Here is a 13,896-nt window from a genome sequence, read left to right as displayed (position 1 = left end):
TGCAACGAGTGAGGTATTCGCTCAACGGCAACAATCGTCTTACGGGAGGTTAGAGTCGGGACCTGTGTAGGCGTTGTTGTAGTCGTTGGGTCCGGCAGCGGTGGGAAGTTCATCTTGCATGTCGGCTAGTTCCCAGTTGAAGAGGTCGTGGCCGAAGCCGCCGTAAGCATCGTCATCGACACCGTCGTGCTGGATGTTCAGCGGGGTGAGGAGTGGCGGCAGAGTGGACGGTGTGGTATTGCTCCGCCAGGCTTGCAGCAATTCCAGCAAGGCATCGTCGTTGTCCGTTACGCTGCTGAAGGTGTTGGCGGCGAACGTGGTTGTGTTGGGTTCTGAAGTCCAGGTGCTATTCTCGGCACCGCCAGCCAACCCGCCGGTGATCAGCAAGTCGTTGCCATCGCCACCATCGAGCGTGTCGGCACCGGTGCCACCGATTAGCACATCGTTGCCGGAGTTGCCGAGCAGCCAGTCATCACCATCGCCACCCGACAGCAAGTCGTTGCCGATATTGCCTTGGAGCGTGTCGTTGCCGAGTCCGCCGTACAGCCGATCGTCGCCGGCACCGCCGTCGATGCCGTCGTTGCCCTGGCCGCCATTGACATAGTCGTCGCCACCGCCAGCACTCACAATATCGTTGCCGCCGCCGGCGTAGATCACGTCTGCATTGTCGCCGCCGCCAATCGTGTCATTGCCCCCTTCTTCCGCCATTTGCGGAATAGAATCGCCAGGATTGGTCGGGGCGTTGTCACCCCAAATCACGTTGAACCCCGCACCACCTTGGATCTGATCGTTCCCCAGGCCACCCACCAACCAATCGTTATTGCTGGCCCCGGAGAGCGAGTCGTTACCCGCTTCACCGTAGAACTCGGCTGGAATGGTCAGGGTGCTCTGCGTGATGACGTCTGCGCCCTCACCGGTATAGACGATCGTCTTGTTCGAAGCACTGTAGTTGGCAATCGTGCTGTTCAGACGCAGCCGAACTTGACTGGGGTTGGCCGCCGTCGCATTGCGGCTGAGCTGAACCAGGTCGTTGGCAGCTGTGGTCCGAACAAACAAGTCACCCATTTGTACGTTGGTCAGCTTGCGTTGATCGACGAGATTGATGTCTTCGATCTCGGCCCAGGTCAGCGGTTCAATATCGTTGGCGACCACGGTGCCCGGACGGAAGGTCGACACGATCACGCGCGAAGTGTTGGGCAGATCGCTGATATCGAGGTTGAGCACGTCGCCGACTACATCGCCCAGCGGAGCAGCGAGACCCGTAGGGCTGCCGCCGTTGATTTGAATTGCCGTCGAAGCACTCGGACGAATCAGGCGAACGGCGTCGGAGACGATCTCGCCGACGTCCATAGCCCCCGTGTCTGTGATGTTGTCAGGTGTCTTGCCGAAAATGTCGTTGCCATCACCGGGCACAACGGGACCTGGTCGATAGCCATAGAGCGAGACAATGTCGACTCCACTGGCGTCGCCGCCAACATACGGCGGAGGAGCTGAGCCACCAACTTGATCCGAAGTGTACAGATAGAACTGATCGGCACCGAGCCAGCCGCTCAATGAAACGACGCTTAAGTCGTGGGCGGGCGATGTGGGAACGAATTGACCATCGATCTCGTTGTTGCCACTGGTGGCGGTGTAATCGAGATTGTCGATGTTGCGGAAGACGACGTCGTCCCCGGTCAGCCCGTTGATTCCTTCCACTTTGTAGAGATCGGCACTTGCAGCATCGACGGCCGTTACCAGCACATTGTCCGCTGCAGTGTCGCCACGGTCGTCGATGATTAGAGTGTCGACGTTGTCGGCAACAATGCCATCGCCGCCATCGACTTCGACGAGACCGGCGATGTTATTCACCGTGTTCGAGGCGTCGTGCAGGCTAATTGTGTCGTTGCCGGTGCCTCCCAAAATCGTTACGAGTCCAGTATTCGAACTGGTGCTGTGCAGACGGAGCATGTCGTTGCCAGTTCCACCGGCTAGTGTAATCGGTGGGTCGTTGTCTTGAGCAGTACCAAAACTGACAAGTTCAATGTTGTCGTCGCCGCCCAGGCCATCGACGGTGAAGGCGCTGTAGTTGTTGCCACTGAAGTCGAACGGGGTGTAACCGACTGGATTCACACGAGTGGCGCTCCCCTGAGCAAATGTGCTGATCGTGTTGCCGGCGGCGTCTCCGAGAACTTGCAGCGATCCTGGGTTGGCACCGATCCCGGTTCGATTCACTTCGCTCAGGCCAGTGAAGTAGCTGGAGAGAACATTCGCGGCGTTTGCTGTGCGAATTTCGCCATTGGTCGCAGCAGGTCCGTTCAACCCAGTGCCGATGCCATATACTTGCGACGTGCCCGTGGCCGTTAGGTGGAAGTTAAGCACGTTGCTGCCAGTGCCGCCCGTGAACAGGAATTCCGGCGTTCCGACAACTTCCAGGTTGTTTGTCACGCCCGGAACGGTGCCCGCGAAGTCGATGAGCCCACCGACGTCATCAATCGTCACACTGTCTGCGTCATTCGAGCCGATGACCGTCAGTGAGTTGACGGCAGTCATCAGGTCTTGATAGAGAGTGCCAATCCGGTCTGGTGGATCGCTCATTGATACGGGAGCTGCGTCCGGTGCTCCCGTTCGTTCGACCACTACTAGCGCGCCATTGCGGGTAACTCGCAGGTCATCGGCCACGCCGTCGTTATCGAACTCAGCTGCGTTGAGATTGATGGTGAGGTCGTAGGTACCACCGGTCACGTTCAATTCTTCGATGCTGGTATAACCCACGCTGGCTGGCGGCGGCCCGCCGAAGCTGAATACACCCGAGCCGAAGTCGGTCACGGTCAGGTTCGTTCCGGTTGCAGCAATCGATAGGAACAACTTATCACCCGTCGGGGTGCCGTGTGGTGCGTCGCCATTGGCAGTGATGGGCGTATCGTCATCGGGATTAAGCCGCGTGAGCAAAGTGCCGAAGGAATCGTCGTCGCCAGCACCATTGATCGCTGCGGACGTGGCATCGAAATCGCTGGCGGCGGTCATTGTGAAGATGCCACCAGTACCGGCGTCAGCATCGCCGGCATCCACATTGATTGTGATGGTGGTAGCAGCCGCAATTAAAGACGTCCCCAATAGCGCCGCATTGTCACCAGCACTCAGCGTGACCGAAGCAGCCGCGCTCGAAATGGTCACGGCGTCGTTCACTGTCAGATCCTGGCCACTTCCCGCCACATCAACGACCGTGAGTGTGATATCGACTCCAGCCCCTGTGGCAGTCACATTCTCGGCAACTGTCAGAGCAACCGTCGTCGTGATGACAATGTCGTTTCCACCTGCACTGACGCCGATGGTGCCAATATCGATGCCGCCAATCGTCAGGGCTCCGGTGTTTGTCACAAATACGCCGCCGGTTCCACCACTGGCTTCCAGATTGGTAGCGACCACTTCGAGCGGATCGCCAGTACCGACGCCGCTGCCGCTCAGCAGGCTCAGGTCGTCGGTGATGATATCCGGATTCGTGGCATCGACATCGGTAATTGCAGCTGCTGCATTCAGGAACACGTCGCCGGCTGCCCCTGCATTGATTGTGCCGACCGCGATGTTGCCAGCCGTCGTCGACAGGCGGATATCGTTGGCGTCACTGCTGGAGGTTGAAACCACGCTGGTGGCGATCATCGCTCCGCCAGCAGTCACGGTGATCGGCCCGTTCGCGGTATCGATGGCACTGAGCGTTACGGCATTGGCTTCGCTGAGATGAATCACGCCAGCTGCCGTCACGCTCACGTCCAGCGTGTTAGCGCTGGTATCGAGCGATTCATTCAACCCGGTTTGGCCAATGCCACTAGCGGCGGTCAATGTCACCAGGTCGCCGGTGATGTCGGTGGCAATGTCGTTGGCGTTGTCAATGATGGAACCGGTCGTGGCGAGAAGTGTCACATCGCCAACATTGATGCCGGCCGTAATTACACCGACGGTAATGTTGCCTGTCGTGGCAGTAATGCTAATGTCGTTGGCTTCGGCATCGGTCAGCGAGGCCACGCTAACGGCATCGATTGCGCCATCCGCCGTGATCGTGATTAGTCCATTCGCTGTGGAGACACTCGTCAGTTCGACAGAGTCAAGTTCGTCAAGCAGGATGCTACCTGCACCGGTTGTCGCAGCATTCACGAAAGCGACAGCGGTATCCAAGTTAATGCCGCTGACTGCAGTCGCGTTCAAGGTGTTGGCGAGCACATTGCTGTCACCGCCATTATCGTCGGCAATCGATGTGAAGGCGTTGAGCGTGACACTATCGCCGGTCGCGGTGAGTGTCCCGACAGTAATAATGCCCGACCCTGCCAGGGTGCTTGCCGAAATATTACCGCTGCCGCCAGCGGTCACCGTCGTCAATATCAGGCCGCCACTTGCTCCGATGAGTGTAATGTTGCCGCTGTTTGTTGTGGCCGAGTTCACGCGCAATCCACTGGAATCGCGCAAGTTAATATCGCCGGCGCCACTAACGCTTGCAGTTAGTCCTGCGGGCACGCCAGTGATGTTCGCATTGATCTCTAGTTGGGCAAGCCCACCGATCCCAGTCACTGCAGACAGCATGAGAACGTTGGCAGACAAGTCGTCGCCGAGGTCAGCGTCAAATTCTTCAATAGCCGCTGCCGACGTGATTGAGATGATGTCGCTGGTTGCGGTCACTTCGTCTACCAGCACATTTCCGCTGGTCGTTGTCGTGGCCAGGATATTGTTAGATCCACCTGCAGTTACCGACATCAAAGTCAGGTCGCCATTGGTCGCATTCAGGGTGATCGAGCCGTTGTTGGTCGTCGCACTGGTGACAGTCAGGCCGCCAGCCAGGTCGTCGATGTTAATGACGCCTGCGACCGTGACATTGGCAAGCGTCAAGGTCGTGATCGTGGTATCGAGATCGATGCCAGCGGCGGCCGTGGCACTCAGCGAAACCGCAGACACATTGCTTAGCCCTGCATTTGCATCGGTAATGCTACCCGTCGTAGCGATCAACGTCGCGCTGGTGGTTGCGGATACCGTAGTAACGTTCAAGTCGCCGGTGGTGCTCGTCACACTCACGCTCCCGCCCGTGCTTTGCACGTTGAGCAGGTTCGCCCCATCACTCTCGACGAACGTAATTGCATTCGAGGTGCTATTGGTGGCGGTGATGTTCGTCACTGTTGTATCGAGCGCGATGCCGGTCGCTGCGGATGCAATCAGGTCGACAGCAGCCACATCCGGGCCTGCCGATGTAGTGATTCCCCCGGTTCCTGCATTGAGCGTGGCAGTGATGGCTGCAGTGAGCAGCGCGTTCACGGCAATGTTTTGCGAAGCAATGCTCAAATTGCCGCCGACCGTCAATGCGCCGGAAACGGTAACGCCTTCGGGTCCCGTGTTGTTGCCAGTCGCAAGGGCGAGATTCGTGATGCCGTGGCCAGAAGTGCCCGAGTTAATGGTGACGCTGTCGTCGCCGTCGCCACCGAGGGTCACGGTGCTGATGTTCGCATTCGTGACGTTGCGCAAGCCTACCGGCACGTTTGCACCACCCACCACGAGCGCGTTGGCTGCCGTGATTACATAAGGCGCAAGGACGGTGCCACCGTTCGTCGCAGTATTACCATCGGCAATGGTCAGCGTATCGTTGAGCGTCGCTGTTTGAATGTTCACAGTTAGTAGGTTGATAAAGTCAACATTGTCGGTGTCGGTGAAATTGATATCGCCGAAACCGGTCAGCGTGACGGTGCCTTCGCCGCTGATCGTGGAGGGCAAATAGTCGGCAGTATCAGTGATGGGACCAGTCTGCTTCTGCACGCGGAGCAATTCACCAATAAATGCGACATTCCCGGTCGAGATAGGGTCGCCATTGCTCGTGTCGACGTACAGCAGGTCGGTTCCCAATTGACCGTCGAAAGTGAACGGCAGCGTGTCCGTCACGGCAATGAACGCTGCTCCATTCAAGCTGTATTCCACTTGTGCCAGCGCTGGAACTTTGCGCAGCACCAGGGTATCGGCATTCGGAGTGCCATTCACCGTCGGTTGGCTATAAAGCACAACGTCGTTGCCATCTCCGCCGCTGTACGACACATACAGCGTGCCGCCGGCATACATGACGGGCGAACCTTCGGGCAACGCTGCACTGCCGTCCGCCGTATCGAACACACCCGAGACCGGATTGGTTCCATCGTTCTGGATGATCGTGAAGAACTGCGCCGTATTCGGATCAACATCGAACGTGCCGAATTTAATCAGGTTCAGTTGCGCGTTATCCAAAGTTACGTCGCCATCGACGATCAACTGGTCGTATCCAGTTGTCCCATCGCCCGGCGAGGTGCCGCCGATTTCGACATCAAAGAAGTTCGTCGTCGTCAGCGTGAGCGAACCGGTTTCCAACGTCTCTGGACTTGCCCCCGGTGCCAGGCGAGCGGTACTCGCAGCGACAAACGTGACTGCACCCGCGATCGATCCTGTACCACCAAGCACTGCGGAGCCATCGACACTCACCGGCCCGCTACCCGTACCTGAACCGCTCGTGTTAATCACCAGCAGCGTGCCGGCGTTGACTGTCGTTCCGCCTTCATACGTACTTCCTACCGTGGTCGTTAGCGACAGTGTGTTCGCGCCCACCTTCGTTAGGCCAAACGAACCCGCTCCGTCACCGATCGCTCCGGATAGAGAAATATTCCCCGTCCCGCCAACACTGGAACTACTTCCCAGCGTGACCGCCCCCGACCAACTTGCGGCCGTTCCACTCGAATTAATCAACGCCCCGTTCGACGAGATCCCCGTCCCATTCAGCGTGAGCCCCTCATTACCAATTGCCTGGCCGTTCAGATCGAGCACAGCGCCCGCAGTGACGATCGTGCCATTAGCAATCGTGCCAAGAGCCAGAGGATCGGAGACGACGACAACTCCTTGGTCGATGGCAGTTGCGCCGGTGTAGAGGTTGTTGAGTGATAGAGTGAGCGTGCCTGCACCTGTCTTCGACAATCCGCCGTTACCGCTGATCTGCGCGGACTGCGTAATGGCTCCGGCACTTTCCACAATCAGATTGGTAGTCACACTCGTCGCCCCGAGGTCAAACCCACCATCATCGCGAAGAGAAACTGTTCCCCCGGTGCTGACCACCGTGGAGAAGGCATTCGTTGCCGTGTTGAGCGTGATGCTATTCGCCGCTGCGTTGAATGTCGCTGTGCCAGTCACACTAATCGCGGCCGATTGAGTGAGCGCTCCGCCAGTAGTTACTGCCAAAGTGCTGCCGTAAGTGGACGCACCCAGAATCAAAGCGTCGGCATCGGTGTAACTGACTGCACCAGTTACTGTTCCTAGCAGCGTACTCACATTGTTGGCCTGAGTCAGGGTATATGGGCCAGCGCCGAGGAGTTCCAACTGAGCAGCCGTGATAGCTGCGGTCTGAGTAGTAGTTCCTGCCGAGAGTGTCACGATATCAGTATCGAGAGCCCAGCTTACAGTCTGTGCGAGAGGTCCACCGGTCTGAATGCGCACGTTCTGGCTGGTGGCGTCAGCAGTATTCAAGGTGCCGACGCGGATTGCTGTGGTTCCTGAGTTCGTGACACGAATCTCACCGGCATTTCCCGCGAGCCCGTCAGTAGTCACCGATAGGGCACCAACGACGTTTGCCGATCCGCCACTGGCATTGCCAAACAACACAGATAGCGCGCTACCCACGGTGCCGTTGTTGACCCGATCTGCAGAGGTAATCGTAATGTTCCCTGCCGTGACGGTTTCAGTGGCCGTGGCTAGCCCAACTGCCGTACCAATCGTCAGGGCACTTGTAGCCGAAAGCCCGACATCGCCAGCACCCGTTACGTTGAGCGTGATCGAACCGCTGGTTACTGTGTCGGTTCCAGCAGCGACGGTTCCCGTGTGACTCGCATTCCCTGTAATCAGGCGTCCCACACCTGAGATACCCGTCGCCGAAGTCAGGCTGATACTGCCCGATATTGTCGACTCATTTCCGCTGTTATCGTCATCCTCAGTGGCCGTTCCGGTGGTCAAGTTGGCACCCACCGTAATGCTGCCCGCTGTCGCGGTTGCTGTGATGCTGCCACTAGTCGCCGCATCAGTGCCAGCGGAAGCTCCGGGAACACTTACATTTCCAGTGGTCAACGCGCCACTAATCGTTAAGTTGCCGGTCGTCACCGAAAGTGTCACCCCTCCTGAAGTCCGCGTATCGTTTCCGGTCGTATCGGCACCACTTGAGGCCGCTGTGGTGATGCCGGTCGTAGCACCTACGGTTCCCACGATCAGCGTATTCGCATCCGTAAACGAAACACCGCTGCCAGCTCCCGTCAAGTTGGCCGCAAGCGTGGTCACATTGTTGGCCTGAGTCAGGGTATATGGGCCAGCGCCGAGGAGTTCCAACTGAGCAGCCGTGATAGCTGCGGTCTGAGTAGTAGTTCCTGCCGAGAGTGTCACGATATCAGTATCGAGAGCCCAGCTTACAGTCTGTGCGAGAGGTCCACCGGTCTGAATGCGCACGTTCTGGCTGGTGGCGTCAGCAGTATTCAAGGTGCCGACGCGGATTGCTGTGGTTCCTGAGTTCGTGACACGAATCTCACCGGCATTTCCCGCGAGCCCGTCAGTAGTCACCGATAGGGCACCAACGACGTTTGCCGATCCGCCACTGGCATTGCCAAACAACACAGATAGCGCGCTACCCACGGTGCCGTTGTTGACCCGATCTGCAGAGGTAATCGTAATGTTCCCTGCCGTGACGGTTTCAGTGGCCGTGGCTAGCCCAACTGCCGTACCAATCGTCAGGGCACTTGTAGCCGAAAGCCCGACATCGCCAGCACCCGTTACGTTGAGCGTGATCGAACCGCTGGTTACTGTGTCGGTTCCAGCAGCGACGGTTCCCGTGTGACTCGCATTCCCTGTAATCAGGCGTCCCACACCTGAGATACCCGTCGCCGAAGTCAGGCTGATACTGCCCGATATTGTCGACTCATTTCCGCTGTTATCGTCATCCTCAGTGGCCGTTCCGGTGGTCAAGTTGGCACCCACCGTAATGCTGCCCGCTGTCGCGGTTGCTGTGATGCTGCCACTAGTCGCCGCATCAGTGCCAGCGGAAGCTCCGGGAACACTTACATTTCCAGTGGTCAACGCGCCACTAATCGTTAAGTTGCCGGTCGTCACCGAAAGTGTCACCCCTCCTGAAGTCCGCGTATCGTTTCCGGTCGTATCGGCACCACTTGAGGCCGCTGTGGTGATGCCGGTCGTAGCACCTACGGTTCCCACGATCAGCGTATTCGCATCCGTAAACGAAACACCGCTGCCAGCTCCCGTCAAGTTGGCCGCAAGCGTGGTCACATTGTTGGCAACGTTGTTCAAGGTGTAGCTACCGGCACCTTTGAGTTCAGCTCCCGCCGCAATCAGAGCACCCGTTTGAGTTACCGCGCCACCTATCGATATATCGAGGTTGGCACCCAGGGTGACTGCCGGCAAAACAAAGGGAGAAGCAGATGTGGTGCTGACAACCAAGCCAGAGAGTGACACGGCATTGCCCACAGCGCCGCTTAGCGCAATTGCCGCACTACCCGAGTTGATTGTCAGCGACTGCGCGCCAGCTGTTGTGCCGTTCACTGTGCTGGTGAACGTAACAGCACCATCTGTTCCCGAAGTTGCGTCGGTATCGATTGCTACATTGCCCGTGAGGACAACGGGGCCGGTGAAGGTGACGCTACCAGCGTTCGTGGCTGCAGCATCGGTGCTGATGTTCGCGCCGATATTGATGGCTTCGGCCGTAATCGCAACATTGCCTATGCTGGTGGCGCTCCCAAGCGACAACGCTGCGTTCAGGTTGATCGTGTCGCTGTCAGCGTCGCCGTTGATGTTGAGCGCCGCATTAAAAGCTGCATCGACGCTTGTGATATTCACAATGTCGATGCCTGTGCCGGCGTTGATGGTGAGCGAGCTGGTGGGATTGGAGAACGTCAGGCTCTCTCCAGCCGTGCTATCGATGAACATGTTCGCGCCGGCAGCGTCTGTCAGTTCGATCGTCTCGGCGCCACCGTTGAACGTGAGGATCAGGTCGTTGATCGTCAAGCCCGTGGAGACAATTGGTTCCAGTCCCGTGTAGGAGATTTGGCTGTTGCCGGTGAGATCGATCGTGCCGGAGTTGGCATCGGTAAAGGCAAACGTACCCGTGGCAAAAGCACCGCCGGTGAGCGCGAGGCTATCGCCAGGGTTCGTAGTTGGCGAGCCGCCGTCAAACTTGACAGGGACGGTGAAACTGCCGGCGCTGAAATCCACAGTGAGGAAGTCGTCGCCAGCAAGGCCCTGAAACTCGACACCGCTTGGCGGCGGCGAAACGATTTTGACCCAAGGACCAAGATTTACCTGATACTCGATATCGTCCGCACCGCTGGTTGCCTTACGGACTATGAAGGCATCGTTGCCGCTGGTGCCCGCAATGGTGGATACGTTGATGAGGTTGAGCGACTCGGAATTCAGAAAGTTCACAGTCGTGCGGCCCGGTGCCGTGATGTTGCCGTCGGTGGCATTCGTGCTGTTGACGGTGGGTGTGGCCCCGCTGGCGTTATAGGTGAGGGAATCGAGCCCGCCACTGCCATCGACGCTAATGTTGAGGCCGGCCATGGGAGGTGTGACCGTAAATGCGTCTGCGCCGCTGCCACCGGTGGCTGAGAGGTTATTGACGCCCGACAGCGTGACGGCTCCCGTCGCCTGATCGCCAGCCCGCTGAACGGAAGTGCCGGTAATGGTGTAAGTGCCAGCAGTCATCGACGTGCTGCCGAGATTCACGGTGCCATAGTTCGTGAACGTGCCGCCAGTGAAGGCCAAGTCGTTCACGGTTAGCGTGCCCGTGCCGGTGGCGTTGAGCGCGGCCGACAGAATCGCCCCTCCCCCTGCTGGGCCGAGCAAGCTGAGGAAGTTCTTATTCGCAGTGACCGCACTTTCAGTGTAAGTGCCAGCAAGAACATTGATTGTCCCTGGATCAGTCACCAGGTTCACAGCTTCTTGAACGCGACCAGTAGATCCGGCTTGAGTACCACTTGCATGCACGGTCAGTGCGGAATAGTTAGGAGTGAAGCCGGTGACAGCTTGATTCAGAACGCTTTCGTCGTTGTTGAGTAGTGGTGTGAAGTCGACAGGCAGTGCCGGACTATTGTCAATCGTCCCCAAGACGGCTGCCGGGCTTGTCGTTCCCCAATAGTTAGCCGAGGCGTTGAGCGTGCCGGTAAGCGATCCCGCTTCCAAAATGATATTGCCCAACGTGTTATTCAACAGGGCATTTCCGGATACTGTAACGTCCGAATTCGGTGCGCCAATATCACTCGTGATCCACAGACCTCGGTTGCCGTTCTCGATACGATTGTTGCTGACCGAAACAAGATCGTTGCCATTAAACAGACCGATGGCGTAGTTGGTGACGCCCGTCATGTTGTTGCCGGTAACGGTCAAGTTATCGGTGTTATAAAAGTAGGTCGCACGACCATGGTTATCGATGCTGTTGTTGCGAATGGTGATGTTGGTAAACGGTGTGGCCGCGGTATTGCTAAAGCCGATCGCCCAACTGTCCACAACGGTTGCACTGTTGGTGAATGTGTTGTCCTCAATCAAGACATTCGAGAGCCCTGCTGCCCCCGCAACGAACTGATCGCTGTAAATGTCGGTATTCAGCTGACCCGGACCGTTATTGTTACGGAAGAGGTTTTGTTTCACGAGCACTTGCGATGCGCCCGAGTTTGCCAATGCCAGGCCAGCGATATTGTTTTGAAACACGTTATTCAGCACTTGCGTGCCAGTCGATGCACCGTTGCCCATGGCCACGGCAAATCCCAAAAATGCGGAATTCGTCACACCCTGAAACGTGAATCCATCGATCGTCACATTGTTCGCCAGCACATTAAACGCGCCCTGCGAATGATTCAGAATCGTTTCGGGTACCGCGACACGGGTGCGGGCATCAACTCCAGCTTGAGCACCCTTCAAGTTCAAACTCTTGCTTAGCGAAGGGATGAACTCGGTATAAGTTCCTGCTGCCACATTCACCGTGGCGCCGCTGGCCGCGAGGGCGATGGCGTCGGCGATCTGGCCATTGGGCGCGTCATCGACGTTGACCGTCGTGGCGTTGCCACTTAGCACGCCGCCGGTGGTGATGTTGCGCGAGAGATTAGCCGTCTCGACGCCGGCGAGCGTGATATTGCCGGTCGAAGTCAGGTCGGCCGTATTGACGTTCAGGATATCGGCAGCCCCTTGGCCGTCGATGGTGATGGCCGCAGTCCAGCCTGCGGGCAAGCTGTCGAACTCGATGGTATCGGCGCCGGTACCAGTGCGCACGGTCAGGCTGGCCAGACCAACTGGACTGATCGTTACTTGCTCGGCAACACCGCTGCGGGTGACCTGCAAATCGCCCGCTACATCGGCCAGAGTCACCGGTGCCGGATCACTGGTGTACTCCAGCACCCAGTTGGCTCCGGGCGTATTGATCAGAATCGGATCCAGCCCCGTGTAAGTTAGCGTGGTCCCATCCAGCATCACTGTGCCGTCCGTGGCGCTCGCATGCGTGAGTGTGGCATTCGTCACCCCGGTCCCGGTGAACTCCAGCGTGTCATTGCCGCCTGCGCCACCGTTGAAAATGATTGCCAGACCGCTACTGACGATTGAAGCATCGACGGTCAATGTATCGTCATCGTTCGAGCCGTTCACAGTTAGTCCGGTGATGCTCGCCGCAGGGAGCAGAAACACCGGATTGCCGTTAACACTCGCCTGAATGTTTGCACCGAGTCGCACGAGCTCAAAGCTGTCATCAGTTCCGTCGTTGGCGGTACCAGTCGCAACAGCGTTCGCGCTGAGAACGGGAACTTTGTCGTACCAACCGCTGGCAGCGAAGCTGGTTCGCGAACCTCCGGTTCCGGCGCTATTGTTGGTGTAGTAAGTGTCGGCGGGAACATAGGTGATGCCGTCCGTCGATACTTCAAACTTGAAATTTGCTTTGAAGGAATCTGTGACGCGAATTGCGACGCCAATATGTTCGACACCGCTAGGGATTGCCGCGCCGGTGAGGAGCGGGCTCGAAGTTTCTGAGATGGTGAGCGAGAGACGTCCGAATGGAATGAAAGAATCTTGAACATGATCGCCGGTGGAGTCGAACGGCACATCCGTAATGAGCCATTGGGCGCTGGTCGCCGTTATCGAGCCCGGAACGAGATTGGTGCTGTTGATCGGCAGGACATTCGCGGAGTTTGCATTTCCGGACAGTCCCAAGCCTGCTGATTTGGGAGCCCAAGTAAAGTCGATGCCGTTTTCGAAGTACGCAGCCGATGGGTTGGCTGCAAAGTCGTAGTCAAAGGTTCGCCCAGCACTCGACCCAGGTGTATCACCCAGTGACGTAAACGCAACTCCTCCAACTTCTGTGAAGGGAAAGGCGGTTTCTACCGTCGCTAACAGGCGTCGTTCTTCCAACGATTCTAAGAACGCCTTGCGGCGCCGCAGGGGCGTAGCCCGTTTGGCAGCGGACTGCTTACGAGCGAAGAAGCGATTCCAGAGCGACTTAGTGCGATTGAGCATGGGTCGGATCATCCGAACGAACGTAGAAATTGTCGCGAAAAAGTGCGGCAAAAGGACTGGATCTGTTCTCACACCGTGGGGAGAGAAATCGGCAGTAGTGCACTACGCCGATAGGGTGGGAGAGAATCCGGAAGAATTGATGCTAATTTCGATCAAGTGATTTACGAGTCCTGCAGCCAGCGATCCGTCGTGCGAAGCAAAAAACTTCGCCGGTTGTGAGGATTGTGCGGGTTTGGCGAGGAATGGCGACGAAATCACAGCGTGGGCCGGGGCGAGCATCTTTGGCCCGGAACTAGGCCTGCCACAAATCGCCAAAAAAAGATTTTTGTATAGTAAAAAACGCCGTGAATTACTCGTTCGCGTCGGAAACACATGCCACATACG

General features: G+C 57.5%; 1 protein-coding gene. It reads right to left on the bottom strand.

The features are described from left to right. Window positions 1-39: 39 nt before the first annotated feature. On the bottom strand, window positions 40-13,512 hold the full coding sequence (locus ETAA8_RS16780; protein WP_145090612.1) for an autotransporter-associated beta strand repeat-containing protein: 13,473 nt from the start codon (window positions 13,510-13,512) through the stop codon (window positions 40-42). Window positions 13,513-13,896: the final 384 nt, after the last annotated feature.

The organism is Anatilimnocola aggregata, from assembly GCF_007747655.1.
Lineage (GTDB): Bacteria > Planctomycetota > Planctomycetia > Pirellulales > Pirellulaceae > Anatilimnocola > Anatilimnocola aggregata.
The sequence above is the reverse complement of the archived record's forward strand: the minus strand, read 5'-3'. Positions and strand labels throughout refer to the sequence as shown.